Annotated in this window: 20 protein-coding genes; 8 read left to right on the top strand and 12 right to left on the bottom strand. The window is 64.4% G+C overall.

Annotated features, from left to right (window positions below; all coding sequences use genetic code 11):
* Positions 1–73 precede the first annotated feature (73 nt).
* The 6 genes from HV773_RS02290 to HV773_RS02265 form a co-directional block, all read right to left on the bottom strand.
* The gene (locus HV773_RS02290) at positions 74–337 is read right to left on the bottom strand and encodes a PAAR domain-containing protein (RefSeq protein WP_129564378.1); all 264 of its coding nucleotides are present in this window, start codon (positions 335–337) and stop codon (positions 74–76) included.
* 17 nt (positions 338–354) lie between these two features.
* A complete protein-coding gene (locus HV773_RS02285) occupies positions 355–1,692 on the bottom strand; it encodes a virulence factor (RefSeq protein WP_227875539.1) in 1,338 nt (445 codons plus the stop codon).
* Between the two features lie 17 nt (positions 1,693–1,709).
* Positions 1,710–3,182 (bottom strand): virulence factor, encoded by a 1,473-nt coding sequence (locus HV773_RS02280; protein WP_175194174.1) that lies wholly within the window; start codon positions 3,180–3,182, stop codon positions 1,710–1,712.
* Positions 3,179–5,347 (bottom strand): T6SS effector phospholipase Tle3 domain-containing protein, encoded by a 2,169-nt coding sequence (locus HV773_RS02275; protein ID WP_227875480.1) that lies wholly within the window; start codon positions 5,345–5,347, stop codon positions 3,179–3,181. Before HV773_RS02275 ends, HV773_RS02280 begins: the two co-directional genes overlap by 4 nt.
* A 143-nt stretch (positions 5,348–5,490) precedes the next feature.
* Entirely contained in the window at positions 5,491–8,247 is a 2,757-nt protein-coding gene (locus HV773_RS02270; protein WP_246282180.1) for a type VI secretion system Vgr family protein, read from the bottom strand.
* Positions 8,248–8,597: 350 nt separating this feature from the next.
* Positions 8,598–9,446 (bottom strand): FadR/GntR family transcriptional regulator, encoded by an 849-nt coding sequence (locus tag HV773_RS02265; RefSeq protein ID WP_129564377.1) that lies wholly within the window; start codon positions 9,444–9,446, stop codon positions 8,598–8,600.
* Positions 9,447–9,608: 162 nt separating this feature from the next.
* Here HV773_RS02265 and HV773_RS02260 point away from each other — a divergent pair, with 162 nt between their 5' ends.
* The 7 genes from HV773_RS02260 (at position 9,609) to HV773_RS02230 (ending at position 17,417) form a co-directional block, all read left to right on the top strand.
* The gene (locus HV773_RS02260) at positions 9,609–10,820 is read left to right on the top strand and encodes an ABC transporter substrate-binding protein (RefSeq protein WP_129564376.1); all 1,212 of its coding nucleotides are present in this window, start codon (positions 9,609–9,611) and stop codon (positions 10,818–10,820) included.
* Between the two features lie 112 nt (positions 10,821–10,932).
* Complete coding sequence (locus HV773_RS02255; protein ID WP_129564375.1) at positions 10,933–11,793, top strand: branched-chain amino acid ABC transporter permease; 861 nt, start codon at positions 10,933–10,935, stop codon at positions 11,791–11,793.
* Between the two features lie 53 nt (positions 11,794–11,846).
* Positions 11,847–12,866, top strand: coding sequence for a branched-chain amino acid ABC transporter permease (locus HV773_RS02250; RefSeq protein WP_227875538.1), 1,020 nt, complete (start codon positions 11,847–11,849; stop codon positions 12,864–12,866).
* Entirely contained in the window at positions 12,863–13,630 is a 768-nt protein-coding gene (locus tag HV773_RS02245; protein WP_129564373.1) for an ABC transporter ATP-binding protein, read from the top strand. Before HV773_RS02250 ends, HV773_RS02245 begins: the two co-directional genes overlap by 4 nt.
* A complete protein-coding gene (locus HV773_RS02240) occupies positions 13,627–14,328 on the top strand; it encodes an ABC transporter ATP-binding protein (RefSeq protein ID WP_129564372.1) in 702 nt (233 codons plus the stop codon). Before HV773_RS02245 ends, HV773_RS02240 begins: the two co-directional genes overlap by 4 nt.
* Positions 14,329–14,354: 26 nt before the next feature.
* Positions 14,355–15,851: a M81 family metallopeptidase gene (locus HV773_RS02235; RefSeq protein WP_129564371.1), complete on the top strand. Its 1,497-nt coding sequence runs from the start codon at positions 14,355–14,357 to the stop codon at positions 15,849–15,851.
* 60 nt (positions 15,852–15,911) lie between these two features.
* Positions 15,912–17,417 carry a M81 family metallopeptidase gene (locus HV773_RS02230; protein WP_129564370.1) on the top strand — a complete coding sequence of 502 codons (1,506 nt, stop codon included), beginning with the start codon at positions 15,912–15,914 and terminating at the stop codon, positions 17,415–17,417.
* A gap of 5 nt (positions 17,418–17,422) precedes the next feature.
* On the opposite strand, the gene HV773_RS02225 is transcribed toward HV773_RS02230, so the two are convergent.
* The 6 genes from HV773_RS02225 to HV773_RS02200 all read right to left on the bottom strand — a co-directional run bounded on the left by HV773_RS02225 (position 17,423) and on the right by HV773_RS02200 (position 24,756).
* Positions 17,423–18,187 (bottom strand): fumarylacetoacetate hydrolase family protein, encoded by a 765-nt coding sequence (locus HV773_RS02225; RefSeq protein ID WP_129564369.1) that lies wholly within the window; start codon positions 18,185–18,187, stop codon positions 17,423–17,425.
* Positions 18,188–18,232: 45 nt separating this feature from the next.
* Positions 18,233–18,874: an aspartate/glutamate racemase family protein gene (locus HV773_RS02220; protein ID WP_129564368.1), complete on the bottom strand. Its 642-nt coding sequence runs from the start codon at positions 18,872–18,874 to the stop codon at positions 18,233–18,235.
* Between the two features lie 13 nt (positions 18,875–18,887).
* On the bottom strand, positions 18,888–20,339 hold the full coding sequence (locus HV773_RS02215; RefSeq protein WP_129564367.1) for an MFS transporter: 1,452 nt from the start codon (positions 20,337–20,339) through the stop codon (positions 18,888–18,890).
* Between the two features lie 143 nt (positions 20,340–20,482).
* The gene (locus HV773_RS02210) at positions 20,483–21,982 is read right to left on the bottom strand and encodes an amidase family protein (RefSeq protein WP_129564366.1); all 1,500 of its coding nucleotides are present in this window, start codon (positions 21,980–21,982) and stop codon (positions 20,483–20,485) included.
* An 82-nt stretch (positions 21,983–22,064) separates the two neighbouring features.
* Positions 22,065–23,369, bottom strand: a complete 1,305-nt coding sequence (locus tag HV773_RS02205) for an MFS transporter (RefSeq protein WP_129564365.1) — start codon at positions 23,367–23,369, stop codon at positions 22,065–22,067.
* Positions 23,370–23,535: 166 nt separating this feature from the next.
* Positions 23,536–24,756, bottom strand: coding sequence for a pyridoxal-phosphate-dependent aminotransferase family protein (locus tag HV773_RS02200; protein WP_129564364.1), 1,221 nt, complete (start codon positions 24,754–24,756; stop codon positions 23,536–23,538).
* 355 nt (positions 24,757–25,111) lie between these two features.
* Between HV773_RS02200 and HV773_RS02195 the strand changes: the two genes are divergently transcribed.
* Positions 25,112–25,318 carry a hypothetical protein gene (locus HV773_RS02195; RefSeq protein ID WP_129564363.1) on the top strand — a complete coding sequence of 69 codons (207 nt, stop codon included), beginning with the start codon at positions 25,112–25,114 and terminating at the stop codon, positions 25,316–25,318.
* Positions 25,319–25,401 lie beyond the last annotated feature (83 nt).

Genomic DNA, 25,401 nt, shown 5'->3' with positions numbered 1-25,401 from the left:
AAATATCGTGCGCTGATAAATAGAGTTTCCGGTTGCCGACTGGAGCGCGGCAACCGGAGGTGGCCGCCTTATGTCAGGTGCGTCCGGAGGACAGCAGACTGGAAATCAGTATGGCGCCGCACGTGGTCTTGTGGCCGTCGAACGCGGCAGGCTTGCCGTCGATCATGAAGGCCGGATCGCCCTCGGCGATCACGCAGTCCTGGTGACCTTCGATGGGGCACGTACAGCGATCGCCTTTGCGCGCGACGGCGCGGCGCATTACCGTTCCGACCTCGCTGCCGGCTTTGACATGGCCGCCGTGGCTGGTCATGTCGCCCACGCGAATGATGCCTCTCATGATTTTTGTCTCCAGGTTCACCACGACCAGCCTTGCTGGCCGTACTTCGTGTCGTAACGGCGGCCCCACCACGGCAGATAGGCGTTGTTCTCGCCGCGTGCGCGAAACCAGTCCGCGTCCGGATCGATCGGCACGATCTGCGGCGGGGGTGTCACGACGACCGCGACGGGATGTTCGGCGTTCGTGGTGCCGGCCACGAGCACGGTTTCGCCCAGGTGATTCGCGCGGCCAATCGCCAGCACCACGTCGGTGAGTGCCGTGCCGGCGCCCATCTCGCCGAGCAGTTCCGGCGTGTTGAAGGTCTGCTTCTGGAAGTCGAACTCCACCATCGTTTCGGTCAGGGTGCGGCCGAGCGAGCCGATGCGCGATGAGGAGGCGTCGCTGCCTTTGCCCGCGTCGTGGATCGTGTAGTGGATGTCGGGTATCGATACGTTCGCGTTGTGCGCGGCGGCTGCGATTGTCGCCTTCCATGCCTCGATCGCGCGTGTTGTTCCGGCCTTCTTTTCGAAATCCTGAACGTTGCCGGTGGCCGCGCGGCCGATCCAGGCGAGCGGGGCGCGCTCGGTTTTCATCTCCGGGCCCGCGAGGAATAGCAGCACCATGTTCTCGTTAAGCTGCCCGTCCTTCGGCGGAAAACTTGGGGCGTCCCAGTTCATTACCCAGACGCTTTTGTCGGGGTTCGCCTGGAGGTAGTCCAGGGCGTTGTTCAGTGAGGTGAAGCCGGCGTTGGCACCTCCGGGGGTGACGCGCACGTCGGGGGGCGTGTCGCGGCTCCAGAGGTTTTTAGCCGATGGGTTGCCAATCTCATAGTAGTCGATGATCTCTTTACGCAAATAGGTTTGCGCTTCGACCGGATCAAGGCGGGGGGGAATGGCGAATTCAACATGAATGCCCGCCAGTTCCCGCCAGTCCTTCGGGTTGTCGGGCTTGACCGTGTAGAAGTATTTCGCGTTCATCACGTAGCGGGTGTCGAACTTTCCGAGCAACTCGTCCACGTATTTGTGGTAGTAGCCTTTGAAAGTTTCCGAGCCGTGATTGCCGTAGGCAAGTGCGCCGATCGACTGGAGCGTCGAGTATTTTTGTGGCTTGGTCCTCACCATATCGTCGTTCATGTTCGGCTTGACCAGCCCCATGGCCCACAGGATTTGCCACTCAGTCGGGTAATCGCGCCGCTGCAGCGGATTCAGCCATTCGACGCCGATGACCTGCACCATGAGGGGTTTCGTGGCATCCGCCTGCGCGGTGCCAGCATCGGGCGTGGCTGCCAGGGCAGGTGTTGGCATCATGGCGACCGTTGTGAAGCAGAACGTCGCGATGGCCATCAAGACAGGGCGTTTCAAAATGATGCCTCTCATATCCCTGCGCTCCGGGTTCACCACGACCAGCCTTGCTGGCCGTACTGTGTGTCGTAACGGCGGCCCCACCACGGCAGATAGGCGTTGTTCTCGCCGCGTGCGCGAAACCAGTCCGCGTCTGGATCGATCTGCACGATCTGCGGCGGGGGTGTCACGACGACCGCGACGGGATGTTCGGCGTTCGTGGTGCCGGCCACGAGCACGGTTTCGCCCAGATGGTTCGCACGGCCGATCGCCAGCACCACGTCGGTGAGTGCCGTGCCGGCGCCCATCTCGCCGAGCAGTTCCGGGGTGTTGAAGGTCTGCTTCTGGAAGTCGAACTCCACCATCGTCTCGGTCAGGGTGCGGCCGAGCGAGCCGATGCGTGAAGAGGACGCGTCGGTGCCCTTGCCAGCATCGTGAATCGTGTACTGGATATCGGGTATCGATACGTTCGCGTTGTGCGCGGCTGCTGCGATCGTTGCCTTCCATGCCTCGATCGCGCGCGTCGTGCCCGCTTTCTTTTCGAAATCCTGAACGTTGCCCGTGGCTGCGCGGCCGATCCAGGCGAGCGGGGCGCGCTTGGTTTTCATCTCCGGGCCTGCGAGGAATAGCAGCACCATGTTCTCGTTAAGCTGGCCGTCCTTCGGCGGAAAACTCGGGGCGTCCCAGTTCATCACCCAGACGCTTTTGTCGGGGTTCGCCTGGAGGTAGTCCAGTGCGTTGTTCAGCGAGGTGAAGCCGGCGTTTGCACCGCCGGGGGTGATGTGTACATCGGGGGGCGTGTCGCGGCTCCAGAGGCTGGTGAATTCGTCGTTTCCGATCCAGAATCTACCGATGATTTCGTTGCGCAAAAAGGTCTCGGCCTCAAGCGGATCCAGTCGCTCCGGAATCGCGAACTCGACATGAATGCCCGCCAGTTCCCGCCAGTCCTTCCGGTTGTCGGGCTTGACCGTGTAAAAGTATTTCGCGTTCATCACGTAGCGGGTGCCGAACTTTCCGAGCAACTCGTACACATATTTCTCGTAGAAGCCGTCGAAAGTTTCCGAACCTTGGTTGCCGTAGGCAAGCGCGCCGATCGACTGGAGCGTCGAGTACTTTTGCGGCTTGGTCCGCACCATGTCGTCGTTCCTGTTCGGCTTGACCAGCCCCATGGCCCAAAGGATTTGCCACTCAGTCGGGTAGTCGCGCCGCTGTAGCGGATTCAACCATTCGACACCGATGACCTGCGCCATGAAGGGTTTCGTGGCATTCGCCTGCGGGGTGCCAGCATCGGGTGTGGCGGCCCGGGCGGGCGCTGGCATCATGGCGACCGTCGTGAAGCAGAACGTCGCGATAGCCATCAAGACGGGGATTGCAATCAGTCGTTTCATCCACTCACCTGTAGTCAATTCGGAGGCCGGCGCGTCGCCGGTTTCCATACCCCACACGAACATGATGACGGCCCCCAGGATCATCACCAGTACGGCGAGGGTCAGCCTGCGCTGCCACGTCGAAATCAGCCTGCTCATAACACGGCTCCGAGTCTCAGATAGAACTGGCCTTCGCGTTCGTCGACGATCTTCTCGGGTCGACGCCCCTCTTCGTCATTCGCGAGCCATTGGTTCAGCGAGTGTTTGCCCATAGTCCCTTTGTCGAAATATTCCCAGTACTTCTTGTTGGGATTTGTCTTATCCATTCCCTTCCCAAACCGCCAGTCCGCCTCGATCCGTAACGCGACCATCTGCTCCGGCGACAGGTAGCACAACCCGATTGCCACGTCGTACGCGAGCGCCTTTTTCGCGTGCATCGGGTTCGTCATGATCGTCGAGTGGTTGGTCGGGTTGTTGTTCTGGCCGCCGTCCAGGATCTGCGTGACCTGCTCGTTGCGCCACTGCGCGTACCCCTCGGGCATCGCGCTCTTGCCGTCCTCGCCAGTCACGTTGCCGTCGCCATCGATCCACGATGAATTGCGGTCGGCGCGCACGCGCATGCGCAGGATCGCGTGGTCCTCGTAGCGCTGCGACGCCTCGCTGCCGACATTGCCGGCCGCCGCCTGGTCGTCCTGCTTGATCTGGTAGTTGTCGTAGGGGTCGTCGCCCTTCCTGTCCTGCTTGTACGCATTCCGGGCCGCGGCGGGCGGATCGTTGCCTTCGTTGAAATCGCTATGGACTCCTTCGCCATCGCTGATGTGGACCGGCTTGCCGTAGCGCAGGGCCTGCGGCGGGAACGGGTCGTCGAGCGGCGGCGCATCGGCGGTGACCACCCAGTCCTTCGGCGGATCGGCGTTGACCGGAAACAGCCTGAACGCCGACGTCGCCAGCGTCACGATGTAAAGCAGCGGTGCGGTCGCGGTGGTGGCGAGCTTCGCCACGTAGTTCTCGTTGGCGCTCAACGCCCGCTTGATGCCGAATTCGGCCGGCGGCGAAGGCGGAAACCAGAACCCCGGCGTCCGGCCCCTGTCGTAGCGCCAGTCGTTTTCCCAGTAGCGATAGTCGGCGTACTCGCCCACCCTGAAGCCGGTGGCGAAGACGCGCTGGGTCAACACCCCCTGCGCGCCGATATCGGCCAGTTCGTCATTGGGCATCGCATCGCGCGGGTCTTTTGCATCGACGCGCCCCAGCCCGCGCCAGCCGATGCCCTGAACCGTGGAGGCCGAAATCACCTGGTCGTGCGGGCAGCAGTACAGCGTCACCCGGCCGTAGGTGTAGCCGTTCAGGCCGTGAGCGGCGCGGTCCGCTGCGGCGGTGTACGGCTTGCCGCCCGATTCCGACGTGCGCGTGTTGGCCATGTCCTCGTCGACCTTTTCGGTGGGCATTTCGCATGCCGTGCGCTCGCGGATGATGTCGAGAAAGGCCCGCAACGTCTGGGTGCGCGCCGCGTAGGTTTCGCGGCCATTCCGTTTCTGGGCATCGCGGATTTCACGTTGCGACCAGCTTTCCAGGCCGGTGCCGGTGTTCGCGACGCTGTACGGCGGGTTCGCGAGCACGTATGCGTCGGCGACGCAGCGCCCCACGTTGCCCCACGGATCCTGGACCTCCGGGAATGTATCGCCGAAGAACGCGGCCGCGAGGCCCACCATGTTGCCCTGGCTGTGGCAGACGATCGTGATGGGCACATTGGCCTGCTTCTGCCGGATCGACTGCACGAGCCGCGCGAGCCGCAACGCGGCCAGCACGCCGTAACCGCGCGGCGGGGTGCGGTATATGGGGCGCTGTGTCGGATTCATGGCCTGCACGGAAATGAAGCCGAAGATGCGGTCGTCGAGGCCCTCGTGCCACAGGTCGGGCAAGCTGGAGCAGCCGTTGACGAAAGGGCCGCCGCCCCAATAGTCCTGCTCGTTCAGGAAGATCTTGTCGCCGTACTCTTTCAGTTCCTCTGGACTAGCCTTGTAGCCCCAGCGGAAGTGAATGACCGGCGAGAACGACGGATCGGGTTTGATGTAATTGTCGGGAAGCAAGTCCGGATTGAGAAAGCCTTCCGGCGTCAGGCTTTCGGTGTAGGCGGCGGGCGAGAGCTGTCCGCCGACCACGCCCTTGTGCTTCATCTGGTCGTCCAGCCGTGCGAGCCGGCGATTCAGGCCTTCGCACAGCCCTTGCTCGGCGGCTTCGAACCATTCGCCCTCGGAGTTCACGCCGTGCACGAAAATGACGACGCCTGGCAACGGCTGCTGCTTCACGCAGATCAGCTCGCTCATATCGAAAAGCAGCGGGCCTTGCCCCGAGCCCACGATAATGCGCGGAGGCGAATCTTGAGCTGGCGCGTTCGATGCCGGAGCCGCACCGGATTGTGAGGCGTCTGGCGATGGGGTCTCGGGATTCAGGAACGGGTCGGTCATATTCAAACCTTTTTCTTGACGAATTGCGCCGCCAGTTGCTCGAACTGGTTGCCGCTGACGAGCGGCAGCTTGCCTGCGCCATCTGTCTTCTGATTCAGCAGGTCCGCGGAGACTTTCCTGAGTTCGGCGCCGAAGCCGCTCACGGCTTCTCCGTCCGATGCGCGAACGAGCCTGGGCACCCGTCCCAGCGGCGCGTGATCGAACTGCGGCATATCGGCGCTCATGCTCGCGGGGCCGCTCCACGTATGACCGGCGGCCTTGACCGTGAAATTGCCCGGACAGCCGAGCTCGATGTTGCTGCCGTCCAGCTTCAGGTAGGCTCCGCCCGAGGTGACCAGCACCACCTGCTCGCTGGCCGCGCTCGTGAGCTTTCCGCCGGCGGCGGTAAACTGGACGTTCTTCGCGGAATCGATCTGCGTGTCGTCGCCCTGGCTCTGCAATTTCACCTTGCCTTGATTGGCGACCGCCGAGATGTCGTCGGCCTGGGTGAATAGCGCAAGCCCATGCCCCGCCTGCAGGTTGATGCGCTGGCCGCCGGTCATCTGAACGTGCTGCTGCGCGACCTGATCGATGTTCTCGCCCGCATAGGTCACATGCGTCTTCGGTGTCACATTCACAAAGCCCGCCTGTGCGCCGAGCGCCATCAGCGGCTCGCCGCCCGCGTCCTGCCAGCCCTTGAAGGCCGACGTCACCGCGCCTTGACCCGCCGTGTCCATCGCCTGGCCGCCATGCTGCCCCGCGTAATCGCCTAGCGCCTTGAACAACTCCGTGCACTCGCCGAGCAAGCGCACGAGTTCGTCGCGATCGAGCTGATTGCCGCTCGCCTGGCTGCGGGCGTAAGTCGTCAGCAGGATGCCTTGCGCGGCGCGCAGCGCAGCGGCGGCGTCCGTGCGTAACTCCGCGCCTTCGCCACGATGAGCACCTTGCCCGTCCTCGCGCGGTTGCGTGAGATACCCGAGATTGAGTTCGGACGCCGCATGCTGGCTGCTCAACTGCGCGCTGATCTGCGAGGGCGTGTCGTCCAGCCGGAGCTGGTTGTACCGCTTGCCATTGATCTCGCGGGAGCGCATGCCCGACAGATAGCGGTTGCCCGGCAACGATCCCTTGCCGCTGAAGGTCGCCGGCATGTTGTCGCGGTTGCTGAACACGCCCGCGATATACATCTTGTCGGGGTCGCCGTTGGTGAAGTCCAGCAGCACTTCCATGCCGGCGCGCAGCGGCGTCTGATGGCCGAAATCGTCGCCGGCCCAGTTCGACAGCGCCCGCACCCAGGCGCTGTCCGAGGGCGTGCCGCTCGTGCCCGCGCCTTTGGCGTGGGCGTGGTCCGCCGGGTCGAGCCCCTGGAGCCGCACCTTGTGCCGCCCGTACGGGTCGGTGTGGACCTGCTCGCCCTCCGGCGTCACGATCTTCCCGGTGATCGGGTACACGCGCGGCAGGTCGATGCGCGGATCGTAGGCGGGCGTCAGCGGCGTGCCTCGCGGGACGCCGCCGAACGTGTTCTCGTAGCGGCTCGGCGACGAGCCGTCGATCGTCGTGGGTCGTTCGTATGTGTCGACCGAAAGCGGCGCGCGGGTCATCTTCCAGCGGTTGGCTTCGAACAGCGCCTGGGCGCGCTCGTTCAGATCCTTCGGCAGGTTGTTCTCGCCGATGTGATGCAGCGACGTGATCACGATGCGCCGCTGCGGCTCGGGCAACGGGTCCAGTTCCGGGTGTCCCGACACCTCGACCCAGCATCCGACCTGGAGGTCGCGCACGCCGCTCGCTCCGCTGACGCCCGCCGAGTGCGCGCCGTGAGCCAGCAGCCGCGCGATGGCGAGTCGATCGTAGTCTTTCGAGGTATCGGCGAGATGGGGCGAATCGATCCGGGCATCGGAGAGCAGCGCCGCGAGATCGTTGCCTGCCGGCCCCTGGTCGACCCGGGTGGGCGCGCGCACCTCGTCGATCCTGCCGAGTTTGAGGTCCCAGCTTGCACGCCGGATCGAGCCCGCCACGAGCCGGCGATTCATCGCGAGGAGCGTGATTGCGTCGCGCTTGCCGGTTGCCGCGTCGGGATGGTAGGGGACGCTGCCCGCGCTGGCCTGCTTGAGCGTGATGGCGTTGTCGAACAGCACGAGGGTGTGGAACGGCTGCTGCGCGAGATCGGTGTTCTCGCGGCCGTCGCCCGCGCGGAAAAACCAGGCAACGCCCTCGCGGCGGCACAGGCGGCGGATGAAATTGGCATCGCTTTCGTCGAACTGGAGCGTCTGTTCGCGCACGGGATAGTTCGCCGCATCGAGATTCGAAGTGTCCAGATCGAACGTAGTGCCCAGCGTCGAGCTTTTGCGCCGCCATTCCTGCACCAGCGTGCGGATAATATCGACGACGCTCTGGGTGCGGAAAATACGCGTATTGATGCGCCGCTCCATGATCGACAGCGCATCGCGAATAACCAGTTGATAGGTGGCGAGCGATCCATCGGATTCTCCCTCCTGGGCATCGGTGACGATGGCGCAGATCGAATGCAATGCTTTCTGGTCGGTGACCATCTGGATCGTGACCGGCTGGCCTAAAAATGCGTGAAGCGGCGCGCCGGTCGTGGTGGAAATGCAGGAGAGGTGTCCTTCGATGCCGCCGCACAGATCTTCGCGAATATCGAGGCGCTGGATGAACAGCAGGTCGGCGAGGTCCTCCTGCGAGCGGCGCCAGTGCAGACGGAATGGGCGGTACTTTTGTGAAGGCAGAGCGCCGGTGAAAACGCGCGGGAAGGCTGGGTGGTTCACGATCTGTTCCCCGGGTTTTAATAATTCAGTTATGCAGAATGAAAAAATCCGGATGCGCGTAGAGGAGAGTGCGAGTTATAAATCCGGATTATTAAGTTTGAAATCTCGCGAGAACAGCAGGGCGAGAATTTTTTGCTAACGTGATCGGTGGGAATCTACGAGATGTATCGATTTCCTGCCGCTGTCTCTAATCGAAAACGTTATCACGGCGGGCATTAACTGTTATTGATCGGGCGCAGGGGGGCGGCAATGTCGGGAGCGTGAGTCTGGGGGGCGGGGGGGAGTCGAGCGCGGGGCGCGCAGGAGGCACCCCGGATTAAACTATCGATATAAAGCCGCGCTAATGCGCGCTACACGTCCTTCTCGACAGTGGCCACGATCGCACGTGTGCGTTTGCGAATTTCCGAGTCCAATATCAGCCGGCCGCGCAATTTGCCTTTCATGCGCTTGACGTGCTTCGGCGCTTCAGTCATGTGTTCGACCATCAGCGCGCGCACGCGCTCCACGTCGCGCTCGCGCGCGGCCTGCAGGATCTGGCGATGAATCTTCGAATTTGTCGCGCCAAAGCGCCGGTGATCCGCGATCGGGGTGTCGTTTCTGAATTCGATCAGTTGCCGGATCATTTCGTTGATCAATTCGCAAATGAAGCGCAGGAACGGATTCGGATTCGCCTCTGCGAGAATGTCGTGAAAGGTCATGTCCTCCTGGCGCTGGCGTACGAGATGGTTGTGGTCGTCGGGGCCGCTTGCGCCGTCGCAGCATTCGATGTTCGCTTCGAGCGCAGCGAAATCGTCTTCGCTCAGGTGCGGGACCGCGCCCGCCGCCAGTTCGGGCTCCAGCGACTGGCGCACCTGATAAATATCGTCGATCGACACGTCCTTGAAAAATAGATAGTTCTGCAGAAGTTGAAGCGTGCGGTCGAGCGGCACTTCCACCACCATGCCTCCGCCGCCTGGACCCGTCGTGACCTTGATGAGCCCTTGCACTTCGAGCGACTTGAGCGCCTCGCGGATCGTGCCCTTGCTGACCGAGTAGAGCTGCTGCAGTTCGGCTTCTTGCGGCAGGCGGTCGCCGGGCCGCAGGTCCTTTTCGGTAATGAGGCGCTTGATGGCCTCGGCGACGAGATCGCCGCGTTTGGGCTGCTTGACGGGTTGCTTGACTTCGCCGGCGGGCCCCGATCTGACGCGCTTCGTGATCATCTTCGAGACTCCGTGTTGGGTGCGTGCACTCGCATTTTGACCGATTGACAGTCGAATGGGTTAAACCTAGGATCAGGTTCATTCTATTTATCATGATAAATAGTATCCACCGCCTGGCAGTCGACCGCGTCGCGTATGTGTTTCCTTACCAGGAGCCTCAACTTGAATCGCCGAGAACTGTTGAAACTGGCCGCGCTGTCGGCCATGCCGGGCGCGTTGGGCGTCCTTTCCTCCACGCGCGCATTCGCGCAAACCGCGTCGTCCCTCCAACTGGCCTGCCCCGTGCCGATGTCGGGTCCATTCGCGGCCAATGGCAAATACGCGGATCTCGGCATGAAGCTGGTGGTCAACCAGTACGGCAAGGTGCTCGGACTGCCGCTCGGCTACACCACGCTCGACACCCAAGGCCAGCCCGCCACGGCGGTGCGCCGCGTGCAGGAGATCGAGCAGCAAAAGGGCGTGCGCTATTTCGTGGGCGGCGTGTTGTCCTCCGAGGCGCTGGCCATGGGCAAGGAAGTGGACAAGAGCGGCGGCGTGTTCTTCACGACCGCGGGTGCGGACGAAATTACGGGCAAGGATTGCAATACCAGTACGTTTCGCTGGTCGGTGCCGACTTTCGGCGCGATCGACCAGACCGTGCGCCCGCTTATTCAGATGCTGCCCAAGGCGAAGCGCTGGTACACCATCACGCCGCAATACGTGTTCGGCGACGGCTTGCTTTCCGCCGCGAAGGCCGTGTTCAAGGAGAAGGGCATCGAGCATGTGGGCAACAGCTACCACTCGCTCACCGAAAAAGAATTTAGCGGCTATCTGACCAACGCCGTGGCGGCCAAGCCCGACGTGCTGCTGCTGCTGAATTTCGGTTCGCAGTCGTCCGATGCGCTGCGCCAGGCCGCGAGCTTCGGCATGAAGAACAACTGCACGATACTGATGGCGTGGGCCTCGGGGCTCGAGCAGTTCGAGGCGCTGGGTGCGGACCTGTGCGACGGTGTGTATTTCGGCGCGCAGTACTGGCACGGCATCGACTCGCCGCTCAATCACGACCTCGTGCAGCGCACCCAGGCTGCCTACAAGTCGAATCCGACCTATAGCCTCGCGGGGGCGTACATTGGTACGAAGATTCTGCTCGACGGGATGATCAAGGCGGGCGACACCGATCCGAAGAAGGTGATTGCGACACTCGAAGGCATGAAATACGCCGGACTCACCGGTCCCGAGGAGATCCGCAAGGGCGATCATCAGGTGCTGAAGAACTACTACCTGCTCAAGGGCAAGCCCAAGTCCAAAATGAAGAACGCCGACGATTACATGGACATCGTGAGCTCCGGCCAGTCGTTCCTGCCGCTCGACAAGACTGGGTGCAAGATGGCCTGATCGGTCCATCGCGAGCCACCCCCATCCATCGGAATCCTCAGTTTCATATGAGGTAAGACGCGCGCGGCAGGCCTGCCGCGTGCACGACCGTCACTCTTGCGCTACGCATGCCATGAATGTCTATCTGCTGCAGATCATCAATGGAATCGGTGTCGGCATGCTGTATTTCCTGTTGGCGGTTGGCCTTTCGATTGTCTTCGGTCTGTTGCGCTTCGTGAACTTCGCGCATGGCGCGTTTTATCTGCTTGGCGCGTACTTCTGCTATCAGACGCTGCAATGGTCGGGCAGCTTCTGGCTCTCGCTCGCGGTTGTACCGCTCGTGGTGGGCGTACTCGCGTGGATCGTCGAAAAGCTCGTGCTGCGCCACATCTACGCACATCATCACGAGTTCCATATTCTCGCCACGGTTGGCCTCGCGCTCGTGATCCAGGAGTGCGCGATCCTCGCGTGGGGGCCGCTCGGCGACAACGTGGCCGTGCCCGACATACTCAACGGCGTGGTCATCTGGGGCAGCTTCGTTTATCCGAAGTATCGCCTCTTCGTGATCGGCTTCACTGCCGTGCTCGCCGCGCTGCTTTGGTGGGTGCTGGAAGGCACGCGGCTCGGCAGTGCGGTGCGCGCGGGCAGCGAGTCCTCGGAGATGGTCTCGCTGCTCGGCATTAACGTGACGCGCGTATTCAGTCTCGTGTTCGCGCTCGGCGCGGCCACGGCGGCGCTCGCGGGCGTACTGGCTGCGCCCATTCGCGGGGTCGATCCGTTCATGGGCCTCGAAGCGTTGAGCGTGGCCTTCGTGGTGGTCGTGGTGGGCGGCATGGGCAACTTTCTTGGCGCACTCGTGGGCGGCCTGCTGGTGGGCATCGTGCAAAGCCTGATGAGCACGATCTGGCCGCAGGGCGCGCAACTGATGATCTATGTGGCCATGGCGGCGGTGCTGCTGCTGCGCCCGAACGGACTGCTCGGGAGAGCCACATGATCGAATCGACCAAGCTTGCCGCCGCCGCCCGCGCGCAAGACGCGAGCGGGCCGATGGGCATGCTGCATCGTTACCGCTACGTATTGCTTGCAATCGTGGTGGCGGGTGCGCTGCCGCTCACGATGCGCTCGGGCTCGCTCGCGACCGAAGTACTGGTGTTCGCGCTTGCGGCGCTCGGCTGCAATTTGCTGCTTGGCTACACGGGGCTGCTCTCGTTCGGCCAGGGGAGCTTCTTTGGCCTCGGCAGCTACGCCGCAGGTCTCGTGCTCACTCACGGGGTGCCTTCCGTGTTCGCGGCGCTCGCGGTGGCGAGCGTGCTGGGTGCGATCGCGGCGGCGCTCGTCGGCTGGTTTTCCATTCGACAGAGGGGCACCTATTTCGTGATGTTGACGCTCGCGTTCGGCCAGCTCTTCTATTTTCTCGCGTACTCGATGCCCGATGTGACAGGCGGCGACAACGGCCTGCTCGACATTCCGCGTCCCGCTCTTTCGCTCGGAGCGCATACGCTCGTTTCGCTCGACACGCCGTGGCAATACTACGGCTTCGTGGCGGTGGTGTTCATCGTCGTGTTCGCACTGATGGTGCGCGTTTCGAATTCGGTGTTTGGGCGCACGCTGCTCGCCATTCGCGACAACGAGGCGCGCGCGGGCGCCGCCGGTTATCACGTGAGCCGTTTCAAGCTCATGGCGTTCGTGATCTCGGGCGCGGTCACGGGTCTCGCGGGCGCCCTGCACGCGATGATGACCGGCATCGCGCCGCTCTCCAACATCGACTACCACACGAGCGAGATGATCCTGCTGATGACCGTGATTGGCGGCAGCGACAACCTGTTCGCTTCGGTGATCGGCGCGGCGTTCTACGTGCTGGCCGCCGACTGGCTCTCGACCCTGTGGCCGCGCTGGCTGTTGCTGCTCGGCCTCGTGCTGATCGCCGTGAGCCTCTTTATGCAGCGCGGTTTGTGGGGCTTGGGCGAGCGGATTGCGGCGGGCTTGCGTCGTACGGACGACCGCGGTGGCGAAAGCACGGATGCGCCCGCGAGCCCTGCGAGTGCAGAGGGTAAGGAGCCGCAATGAGCGAAGCGATTCTCAACGCCACGGGCATCGTCAAGCGCTACGGAAAGTTCACGGCGCTCTCCGGCGTGGATCTGCGCATTGCGCCGCGCACGGTGCATTCGGTGATTGGCCCCAACGGTGCGGGCAAAACCACGCTGTTTCACGTGCTCACGGGCACGGTGCCGATCACGGCGGGCACCATCGTGTTCGATGGCCACGACATCACGCGCGAGCCCGACTACAAGCGCGTGCGGCGCGGCATCGCCCGTTCGTTCCAGGTGACGAGCCTGTTCCAGAACCTGAGCGTGCGCGAGAACCTGCGCGTGGCAGCGCAGGGCGTGCAATCGCGTCGCGCGCTCAATGCGTGGACGCCGCCGCGCGGCGCGCTCGCCCATACGGAAACGGTGGAGCGCGTGCTGGAGCGCCTCGCGTTGCAGCGTTTCGCCGATACGGCCGCTGGCGTGCTCTCGCACGGCCAGCAGCGGCGTCTGGAGGTGGGCATGGCGCTGGCGGCGCGGCCGCGCGCCGTGTTTCTCGACGAACCCACTTCGGGCATGGGCGTCGACGATCTCGACGACATGAAGGCGCTGATTCGCGGCCTGCGCGACGAATACACGGTAGTGCTAATCGAACACAACATGGGCATCGTGATGGACATCTCCGACACCATCACGGTGATGCAGCAGGGCCGCGTGCTGGTGGAAGGCAAGCCCGACGCGATTCGCGGCGACGAGCGCGTGCGCAGCGCCTATCTCGGCAACATGATCACGGGAGGCCGCGCATGATGCTCGACGTGCGTGAGGTCCACGCGTATTACGGCAAAAGCCACGTTCTGCAGGGCGTGTCGCTGCAGGTGAACGAGGGTGAAACGGTCACGCTGCTCGGCCGCAACGGCGCGGGCAAGTCCACCACGCTCAAGACGGTTGCGGGCGTGGTCGCGCCGCGCGGCGGCACCGTGTCGTTCGCGGGCAAGGCCATCGGCGGGCAGCCGCCGCATCGCATTGCGGCGGCCGGGCTGTGCTTCGTGCCCGAGCATCGCGGCATCTTCCGGCTGCTGACTGTGGAGGAGAACCTGCGCCTTGCCGCGCGCAAGGCCTCGCCATGGCAACTCGCCGACATCTATCGCATCTTTCCGCGCCTGCAGGAGCGGCGCACGAACGGCGGCGGGCAGCTCTCGGGCGGCGAGCAGCAGATGCTCGCGATCGGGCGCGCGCTGATGAACCATCCGCGCCTTCTGATGCTGGACGAGCCCGTGGAAGGGCTCGCGCCCGTGATCGTCGAGGAGATCGTCGATCAACTCAAGCAGATCAAGACTTCGGGCGTGGCGATCCTGCTCGTCGAGCCGAATCTCGAAGTCTGCACGCAGCTTGCCGACCGGCATTACATCATCGAGCAAGGCGTGATTGTCTACGAAGGCAGCAACGCGGCGTTCGCTGCCGATCATGCGGTCAAGGACCGCTATCTGGGCGTTGGCGTTGTGTAAGCGACGCGCCCCGGCACGGAGATCGAATGAAAATTCTCATTGCCCGCATGAATCACGAGACCAATACGTTCTCGCCGGTCGCGACGCCGCTGGCCGCGTTCGGCGGCAACGGCCCTGCATGGGGCGAGGGCGCGTATCGCGAGAACAAGGGTATGCGCACGGCCATGTCGGCGTTCATCGATGCGGCCGAGCACGAGGGCGCGCAGATCGTCACGCCGGTGTCGGCATCGGCGAATCCGAGCGGGCCGGTGGCCGCCGCTGCATACGCAGCGATCTGCGAGGCAATCGTTGCCGCTGCGCCGGGCTGCGATGCGGTCTTGCTCGACTTGCATGGCGCGATGGTCGCGGAACAGACGCCGGATGGCGAAGGCGATTTGCTCGAACGCGTGCGCGCGGCGCTGCCCGATGCGCCGATTGCGGTTGCGCTCGATCTGCACGGCAACGTCACGCAGAAGATGATCGATCACGCGGACGTGATCGTGAGCTTCAAGACCTATCCGCACGTGGACATGTACGAGACGGGCGAGCACGCCGCGCGCCTGCTGTTTGCGCGCATGAAAGGGCGCGCGCGCCCGGTGCTCGCGTGGCGGCGTCCGCCGCTGCTTACCTCGACGCTGCGCAGTTCGAACGCCGATGGCGCGATGCGCCGCGCCGTCGAGGCCGCGCGCGCCGCCGAAGCCGAGGGCATGCTCGCCGTATCGGTGCTTGCGGGCTTCTCGCTCGCGGACATTCCCGCGCCGTGCATCAGCGTGGTGGTCGTGGGCGACGGCGATGCCGCAGCGGCCGAGGCGGTGGCCGAGCGCATCGCACGGCAGATCTGGGACGAGCGCGGCGAGTTCGTCTATCGTAGCCCGCCGCTCGCGGAGTCGGTCGCGCAAGCGGGGCGACTCGCGCAGGAAGCGCAAAGCACGGGCAAGCCCGTGCTCCTGCTCGATCACGGCGACAATTGCATGTCGGGCGGCACGTGCGACACGATGGATTTGCTCGAAGCGGCGCTCGCACAGGGTCTAACCGGCATGGTGAGCGGTCCGCTGTGCGACCCGGAGGCCGTTGCCGCGCTGATCAAAGCGGGCGTGGGCGCGAAGGTGACGCTCGGCATCGGCAACAAGCTTGCGCGCGAGGGCGCTGCGCCGCGTGCGCCATTCATGGCCACCGGTGTCGTGCGCGCCATCACCGATGGCGAGTATGTGATCACCGGCCCGACCTATACCGGGCAGCGCGCCTATATGGGCCGCGCGGCGGTGCTCGACGTGGGCGCGGCCACGCTCGTCGTGACCGAGCGCACGCATGAACCGTGGGACCTCGGCGTGTTCGAGAGCGTGGGCATCGATCCGCGCCGCGCGCGCTTTTTGCTGCTGAAGTCGCGCATGTATTGCCGGCCGGTATTCGTGCCGATCGCGGCGGCGCTCGTCGAATGCGACAGCCGTGGCGTCACGGGCTCGGATTATGGGCTCTTTCACTACACGCGCCTTGCGCGCTCGGTCTATCCGCTCGATGAGGAAACGGCGTGGCGCGAGCGCTGATTCCGCACGACACGCCAGGCAATCCGAACGATTTTCGATAACCCGATACAGGAGTCACTCATGCGTTTGCTGCTCGCGATGTTCAAGCACGAAACCAATACGTTTTCTCCCGTGCCCACGCCGTTCGAGCGCTTCTTTCGCAAGGGTGGCGGTGCGGTGGGGGGCGAGGCCGCAGTGGCGGCATACCGTGGCACGGGCGGGGCGCTGGGCGCGTACATCGCCGTCGCGGAGCAACTGGGCGCGCAAATCGTGCTGCCCGTGGCCGCCGACGCATTCCCGAGCGGCCCCGTCGACGACGACGCCTACCGCCGCATCAGCGGCCTGATTCTCGACGCGGTGGCGCAGGGTGGCTACGACGGCATCCTGCTCGACCTGCACGGCGCCATGGTCACGCGGTCGCTCGACGACGGCGAAGGCACCTTGCTCAAACGCCTGCGCGAGATCGATCCGCATACGCCGGTGGGCGTGACGCTCGACATGCACGCGAATCTTTACGACGACATCGTCAAGCATGCGACGGTCATCACCGGCTATCACACTTATCCGCACGTCGACATGTACGAAGCGGGCGAGCGCGCCGCGCGCGTGATCGCGCGCACGATCGCGGGCGAGATCCGGCCGGTCATGGCGTGGGGCAACAAGCCGATGCTGCCGCACGTGATGCGCCAAGGCACGCATGCGGAGCCGAACCGCTCGCTGCAGGCGCGCTGTATGCGTTACGAGGAGCGCGATGCGCTCGCGGCATCGCTGTTCGTGGGCTTTCCTAACGCCGATATCGCGAACGCGGGGCTCAGCGTAGTGATATGCACCGATGGCGATGCCGCGAAGGCCGGCGAGATGCGCGACGCGCTGCTCGACGACGCGTGGCGCGCACGCGAGCAGTTCCTGTATGCGAGCGAGCCGCTGGCGCAATCGGTGGCGCACGCGAAGGCGTTGGGTGCGTCGAGCGCGCCGAATGCGCCGAAAGCAAAGGGCCCGCTCGTGCTGCTCGACCATTGCGACAACACGGCCTCAGGCGGCACGATGGACACCACCGAGGTGCTCGCCGAGGTATTGCGGCAAGAACTCGACAACGCGGTGTTCTTCGCCATTTGCGATCCGCAGGCGGTGCAACAGGCCATAGCGGCGGGCATCGGCAACGACGTCACGCTCGCACTCGGTGGCAAGCTGCCCATGCCCGCGCTGAGCGAGTCGAGCCGCCCGCTCGAAGTGACGGCGCGCGTCAAGCTGATTTCCGATGGCGTGTACCGAAACCGCGGCCCGATGTATCGCGGCGGGCTCAACAACAGCGGGCCGACCGTGGTGCTCGATACGGGCAAGGTCGAGATCGTGGTGGTCTCCGCGCACCAGGAGCCGTTCGATCTCAATTGCCTCTCTTCAGTGGGCATCGATCCGACGCAAAAGCGCTATATCGTGCTCAAGAGCCGCGTGCACTGGCGCGCGGGTTTCGGCGACCTCGCGCGCGAGGTAATCGAGTGCGCGGGAGTGGGCGTGTGCACGTCCGATTACGCCAAGCTCGCCTTCAAAAAGGTGCGCCGGCCGATTTATCCGCTCGACGCACTCTGAACGCATCAGAACTGGATCGATGCGTGGCCGATGCCGTCGAATTCCACGGTCACGAGATCGCCAGCCGAGGCCGGCAGAATGCCGGCCCAGGTGCCGGTGGTGACTACGGTGCCCGCTTCCGCGCGGCCGCCTTCGCGGGTGGCATGCTTGAGCCAGGCCACGAGGCCCCAGGCAGGATCGCCGAGAGCATGGGTACCACTGCGCTCGAAGCGCTCCGCGCCAATCCGGACATGGCAGCGTTGCGCCGACCAGTCCCGGGCTTCGTACGGACGCCACTCGCCAAGCACCAGCGCGCCGTGGGCTTGCAGGTCGGCGAGCTTGAGCAGCGCGGGCGTGTCGATGTACTGCTGCCAGCGCGAGTCCACGACTTCGATGGAAACCGTCATTGCATCGACCAGCGCAGCGGCACGTTCGTGATCGAGCTCGGCCGCTTCGGCGGCATCGACCGCGTGGCCGAGGCGCAAGGCGATTTCGGGTTCGATGCCGCGCCAGCTGAAGTGCCGGCTTCCGGCCTGCGCCGGGCTGTTCCAGACGCCCTCGATGGGCAATCGGGCATGCGTCAACTGGGCCTGCCGCGAAGGCCCGCCCGACTTCCAGTAGCCGGGGCCGGACGTCGGCCAGTCGAGCGCTTCGGCAACGGCTGCTTGCACCGCATAGGCATCGTCATGCGTCGTCAGCGCGTTCGCGAAGGGCTGCGCGTCGACGCACTGCTGGTTGCGCCGCGCGCGGATGAGGGTTTGGGCGACGGCATCGATCTCGTGTGTGTTCATAAGCTGGCATGCGTTGATAAGAGGAATGGGCCGTTCAGTGTCCGCTCAGTGTTCGTTAAGGGCGCGCAAGATCGCACGGCACGCCGCCGGCACGGGGCCAATCACCGGAATGGCGAAGCGCTGGCCAAGCGCCTGCGCCGCACGGCCAAGCGGCCCGCCGCCGATCACCACGGCTTGCGCGCCATCGGTTTCCACGCATGCCCGGACGGCCTCGGCTAGCGCGGCTTCGAGCGCCTCCGGGTCGTTCCCGCGCTGCGTTGGGTCACCCGGCGTGAAGTGCGCTCCGGTAAAGGCGGCGGCGAGCCCAAGCTGCCGGACTTTCTTGTCGATCGAGGCCGCCAGCGCGGGGGTAGTCGTGGCGATCCCGAAGCGGCCGTGTTGCGCCGCTGCGTGCATCGCGGCCTCGCCGATGCCCACCACCGGCACCGTCAACCTGCGCCGCAGCGCGTCGATGCCGGGGTCGCCAAAAGCCGCGACGATGACGCCGCAGGCGTCGCCCACGTCGAGTGCGCCGACCGCATCGGCGGCCGCGCGCAGGTCGTGCTCCTCGACGATCATCGGCACGCCGCTTGGCATCGTCAGGCCGCGGACTTCCGCTTGGTCGCCAAGACTCGCGCGAGCGATCTCCAGCATCATCTGCGTGGTGGCCTGTGACGTATTGGGGTTGATGAGCAGGATAGGGTTCATTTCACTCCGGGTATCAGGATCGGCTGGCGGAGCCGGCGTTCACCGCCAGTTCGGGTTCGTCCTCGGCGTCGGGCTCGCCGATGTCGCCCATCGGCCGGCCAAACGTCTCAGGCGCGAACTGTACGCTCAGGGCGAAGATAGCGTACATGGCAGCCAGCATGCTGAACATGCCGCCCACACCATAGATCTCGAATACGCGTCCGCTCACGATCGGTGTCAGCGCGCCGGCCAGCGTGCCAAGCGCGAGAATGAGCGAGGTGCCGAAGGCGCGGACATCGGTGGGATATTGCTCAGGCGCGAAGATCCAGATCGAGGTGTTCAGCAGCACGACGCAGAAGGTGAAGCACGCGCCGAACAGCAACACCAGCGCCACATTGAACGTCAGGAATCCAAAGCATAGACCGGCCGCGCATGCCAGCACGGCGCCGAGGGTCAGCACGCGCTTGCGCGGGAAGTGATAGCCGCAGAACGACGCCGCAAGCGCACCGAACAGGCTGCCGCTTTGCATCACCATCGTGAACAGCAGGCTCTTCGAGATCGTGTAGCCCTGCGATATCAGGATGGTCGGCATCAAGGTCAGCACCGAAATCTGCGCACCGTAGGTCATCGACACCGCGACGCCCAGCGCGATCGTGCGACGGCGCAGCCGGCCCTGGAAGACATCGCGCAGGCGCACCCGCGCGCGCGGCGTGTTGTTCTGGATGGCCTCCTTGATGTATTGCGTCGGCTCTCCTTCGAGCTTGCCGAGGCGACCCGAAGCGAGGCCCGAGAGCACGCGGTTCACCTCGTCCACGCGGCCCTTGGAGAGCAGGTAGCGCGGCGTCTCGGGAATCAGGCGGCGGTAGAACACCACGAAGATGGCGGGCGCCACGAGGCAGCCGAACAGCCAGCGCCAGCTATCGGGGCCCGGAAACATGGCGAACACCGCGAGTCCGAAGGCGGGCGCCAGCATATTGCCGAAGCCGCCGCTGCCCACGCTGACCAGGCCGACCGCCGTGCCGCGAAAGCGCGTGGAGCACAGCTCGGCCAGCATCGTCACCGCGACGGAGATTTCGCCGCCGAGGCCGATGCCGACGATGAAACGGCCCGACGACAACACCGCATAGTTGGGCGCGAGCGCGCAAATGACGGCGCCTAGGGTGAACAGCAGCAAATTGACGTTCAACATCACGCGGCGGCCATAACGGTCGGCGATATAGCCCGACGCCACACGCCCCAGCGCGGCCGCGCTGAAGGTCAGCGTGTTGAGAAAACCGATCTGCGAAACCGATATGCCCCATTGCTGGCGCAGGATCGGGCCCACGAGGCCCACGGCGTTCTGCTCGAAAACATCGAACATCACGCCCAGCATGATCAGGAAGATGATCTTCTTGTGGGCAGCGGTAACGCCGATGCCATCCATTGCATGGTCGAGCTCATGCTGCTGCGCAGAGCCCGACGACTGAACATTCACTTCTGCGCCCATTTTGTCTCCTCCTCGTGTCGAGGTCAGTCACGGTGTATCCGGGAACGATTGATTGGCGTGATCGTGGGCCGGCTTATTAACCTGATTGGCCCGATCCGCCGGTATGGGTGGAGCGGCAAGAAAAGTGCGTCTTTACAGCGATGCTACTTGAGTGCGGGTGTTGCTAGAGGTGGCTTGCGCGCGCCGAGCGCCTGCTCGGCCGCGTAAGCCAGCCGTATCAGCAAGGCTTCCGAGAACGGGCGGCCGAACAACTCCAGGCCGACCGGCACGCCTTGCGGCGCGTGCTGCTCTGGCGCGGAGAAACCGGCCGGGATGACGATCGCGGGGAATCCCGTGGCGGATGCCAGCACGCCATTGCGTTCGGCCTGCGATTCGCCGATTGGCACGACGAGGCGGCGCTGGTGCGGGAAGGCCAGCGCATCGAGTCCGCGCGCCGCCATCAGCGCGAGGATTTGCTCGCGCAAGGCCTGCTGGCGTTGCAGCCGTTCGCGATAGTCGTGTGCGTTGCCTGCGAGCGCGATGGCGTTGGCCAGCGTGCGCTCGACGCTGGGATGCACGCTGGCTGATGCGACGACGTCTTCGAGCGAGCGCACCTGTACATCGGCGGGCGCGTTTGCGAGGTAGGCGTCGAGATCGGCCTTCATTTCGTAGAGGTGCACCAGCGTGTCGGCGAGCAGCACATCGGGAACAATGGCATCGTCGATTTCGATCAGCGCCGCGCCTTGCGCCTTGAGGGTTTCGAGCGCCTGTTGCATCACGGCGTTGACGGAGCCGTGCTCCGGCCCGTCGCCGAAGAAGTGGCGCAGCAAGCCGATGCGCGCGCCGTTAAGCGCTTTGGCGTCGAGCCCGTCTGCATAGCTGTGCGCAATGTGTTGTGCGCCCGCGCTCGTGACCGGGTCGGCGGGGTCGTGGCCCGCGATGATGTCGAGCACGATCGCGGCGTCGGTCACGGTGCGGGTGATCGGTCCGACGGTGTCCTGCGTGAGCCCGCACGGCACCAGCCCCGAGCGGCTGACGAGGCCCATGGTCGGGCGCAGGCCGACGAGGTTGTTCGCCGAGGCGGGCGAGCGGATCGAGTTGATGCCGTCCGTGCCGATGCCGAGCAGCCCGAAGCTCGCCGCAATACCCGCGCCCGTGCCGCCGCTCGATCCGCCCGGCGTGCGGGTGAGGTCATACGGATTTAGCGTTTGGCCGCCCAGCGTGCTGACGGTCTCGCCGCCCGAGGCAAGCTCGTGCAGGTTGGTTTTGGCTAGCACGATTGCGCCGGCCTCGCGCAGCTTGCGCACGACGAAGGCATCCTGCGCAGGGACATTGCCACGCAGGCAGCGCGCGCCCGCCGAGGTCTCCATGCCCTCGCACTCGATGTTGTCCTTGATGAGCAGCGGCACGCCGTGCAAGCGGGCGAGCGGGGCGGCGGGATTCGCGGCGGCTTGCGCATCGAGGCGCGCGGCCTCCGCAAGCGCTTGCGGATTGAGCCGCAGCACGCTGTGGATGCCGGGGCCGCGCTGGTCATAAGCGTCAATCCGGTCCAGGTGGTCTTGCACCAGTTGGCGCGCGCTCAGCTTGCCTTCCTGCATGGCGGCATGCACACCGGAGACGGTGGCCTCCATGACGCTGATGCCGGGTTCGATCGATGCTTTCATGCTGATATTCCGAGTGCCCGCAGCGCTCGGGGCGCCGGGTCGTTGAGTCAAAGTGGGAGCAGCCTTGCCGCCCCCGATTGCATTACCGGTTGACCAGTTTGGCAGGCAAGGTCCAGATCGCGAACGCGCCGACAATAAGCATCGCCGCGATCATGTAGTAAGCACTGCTGCCGTTCTGGGTCAGGTCGCGGAGATAGCCAATCATGTAGCCGCTGGTGAAGCCCGCGAGGTTGCCGATCGAGTTGCTCATGGCGATGGCCGTGGCCGCCGCCGCGCCGCTCAGGAACGAGGTGGGCAAGGACCAGAACAGCGGCGTGCAGGTCAGGATGCCCGCTGCCGCGATCGACAGGAACACGAGCGAAAGCGCAGTGCTGTGCATGATCCACGGCAGCGCGAGGAAGCCGATGGCGCCCATCATGCATGGCACGATCAGGTGCCAGCGGCGTTCGCGGTGCTTGTCGGCGCTCTTGCCGAAGAAGTACATGGTGACGATGGCCGCCATATACGGAATCGCGCTCAGCAGGCCGATGTGAACCGGATCGGATACGCCAGTCGACTTGATGAAGGTGGGCAGCCAGAGCGTGATGCCGTACTGGCCGGTGACGTAGCAAAAGCAGATCAGGCTGATGAGCCACACGCGCGGGTCGGTGAAGACTTTGCCCACGCGGGCTTCGGTGCCCGCCGCCAGGTCGTCCTTTTCCTTGGCGCGTTCCAGTACGCGTTTTTCGTCGTCGCTGAGCCACTTGGCCTTCGATATGCCGCTGTCGAGGTAGAAGAAGCAGGCGAAGCCGAGCAGCACGGCAGGCACGGCTTCGATCATGAACATCCATTGCCAGCCGGCCCAGCCCGCGACGCCGCCCATGCCGCCCACCAGAAAGCCGGATAGCGGGTTGCCGATGATGCCGGAGAGCGGCGAGCCCATGCAATAGATCGCCATGATCTTCGCGCGCCGGTGCGACGGATACCAGCACGACAGGTAATACACAATGCCGGGCGTGAAGCCCGCTTCGGCGAGGCCCAGCAGGAAGCGCAGCGTGTAGAAGGCTGTCGGGGTTTTCACGAACACGAAGCACGCCGAGAGCAGGCCCCAAGTCACCATGATGCGGCCGATCCAGATCTTCGCGCCGAAGCGGTGCAGCGCGAGATTGCTTGGCACTTCGAACAGAAAATAACCGATGAAGAAGATGCCGGCGCCAAGGCCGTAGACGGTCTCGCTGAAGCCGAGCGCCTGGGACATCTGGAGCTTGGCAAAACCGACGTTGACCCGGTCGAGATAGGCGATCAGGAAGCAAAGCATCAGGAACGGCACGAGGCGCCAGCTTACCTTGCGATAAACCGCGTCTTCGTGCGAGCTCAGGCTTGCCCCGGCCTGCAGGGTGGTTTCCACAGCGTCTCCTTTGTACTGTTATCAGGTACGTCAGTGCTGCCGCGCCGGTCCTCGGGGTGACCGGCGCTGTGTGGAACGGGTCGATGCCGCTGGCGCCCGCGAACGCGCTTTGCGCGAGTTTTGCGTGTGTCTTGCTCGTTTCGCGGGTGCGCAGGGCGTTATGGCATCAGGCGGCAGCCCGCAGCGGCAACGGGCTCGCGTGCGCCGCGAGATAGTCCATGGCCGCGGCCACGCCGCTTGCGGCGACCGGTACGCCTGAGATCTTCAGCCCCATCTCGCAGCCGGCAAGCGTGGCCATCAGCGTGAGGTCGTTGCAGTCGCCGAGATGGCCGATGCGGAACATGCGCCCCTTCATCTTGCCGAGCGCCGCGCCGAGCGACATGTTGAAACGGTCGTAGATAACGCGGCGCACGGCGTCCGCGTCGATGCCATCGGGCATCATCACGCCGGTCAGCACCGGGCTGTAGACGGATGGGTCCGCGCACTGGATCTCGAGACCCCAGGCGCGCACCGCATGGCGGCAAGCCTCGGCCAGGCGCTGGTGGCGCGCGAACACGTTGTCCAGTCCTTCCTCCAGGATCATGTCCAGCGCCTCGGACAGGCCATACAGCAGGTTCGTGCTGGGCGTGTAGGGCCAGTAGCCGGTCTGGTTCATCGCGATGATTTCTTCCCAGTCCCAGAAGCTGCGCGGCAGCTTCGCCGTTTTAGCGGCTTCGAGCGCCTTGGGCGACACCGCATTGAAGCTGATCCCCGGCGGCAGCATGAGGCCCTTCTGCGAGCCCGACACCGTCACGTCCACGCCCCATTCGTCGTGGCGATAGTCGGCGGACGCGAGCCCGGAAATCGTGTCGACCATCAACAGGGCGGGGTGGCCCGCTGCGTCGATGGCTTTGCGCACCGCGGCAATGTCGGAGGTCACGCCGGTCGACGTTTCGTTGTGGACCACGCAGACGGCCTTGATCGCATGGCCGCTGTCCTGACGCAGGCGGGCCTCGATCAGGTCGGCTTGCACGCCGCGGCGCCAGCCCTCGATGCCGGGCAGGCCGAGGAACTCCGGACGCAGGCCCAGCTTCTCGGCCAGTTTCTTCCACAGCGTGGCGAAGTGGCCGGTCTCGAACATCAGCACTGTGTCGCCTGCGCTCAGGGTGTTGGACAGCGCGGCTTCCCACGCACCGGTTCCCGATGCCGGATAAATCACGACCGGATGCACGGTCTTGAAGATCGTGCGGATGCCGGCCAATACCTTCAGGCCCAGCGCGCCGAACTCGGGGCCGCGATGATCAATGGTCGGATAGCTGATGGCTCGCAGAATGCGGTCTGGCACCGGGCTCGGCCCGGGGATTTGAAGGAAGTGGCGGCCGGCGGGATGGAAGTCGAGTTTCAGCATGGCTCCTCCTATTGAATTTTGCATGCAAAATAATTTAACAGAAGATGATCGTAAGGGAAGTGGCTTGGAGCGGGAAAAATACGCAGTGTTTACCCCATGATTTAAGCCATATTCACGTTTACGCCTGGGTGCGGCTGGACTGCGAACGCACCTCTAAATTACTTCAATTGAATTTTGCATGCAACATTACATTTGTATAAAAATCGCCCCCGGCACGCCTCGCGTTAGACCCTAGGCTGAATGGACGATGGCGCGGCAGGGGTGCCCCACTAACTTGTCTACATTCGGTGCGATGCCGAATCACCACTGGCTCGAAGCCACGAATGCCCCGCACGTTTGAACCGGGAGACGGTCCATGAAGCTGACGAAAAAGGTGTGCACGCTTACCGTTGCGGCACTCGCTACTGTCGCGGCCGTGAGTTACTCGATGGACGCTCCCGATCAGGATCGGTATGCCTACGGCGCATCGCCGTGCCGCTCGGCCGATGCAAGCGGCCAACCCCAGGACTGTGCGCCGCTCGACCGAAACCGTCTGACCATTGCCGCGCTGCACGGCATGTGACGCCCGCCGCGGTCTTCCGCGTGTAATCCCTGCCTGCTTGAAAACCTGCTGGGCGCGTATTGGCGCGCCCGGCAGGTTGTGTT

The sequence above is a fragment of the Paraburkholderia caffeinitolerans genome (assembly GCF_902859945.1).
Taxonomy (GTDB): Bacteria; Pseudomonadota; Gammaproteobacteria; order Burkholderiales; family Burkholderiaceae; genus Paraburkholderia; species Paraburkholderia caffeinitolerans.
The sequence above is the reverse complement of the archived record's forward strand: the minus strand, read 5'-3'. Positions and strand labels throughout refer to the sequence as shown.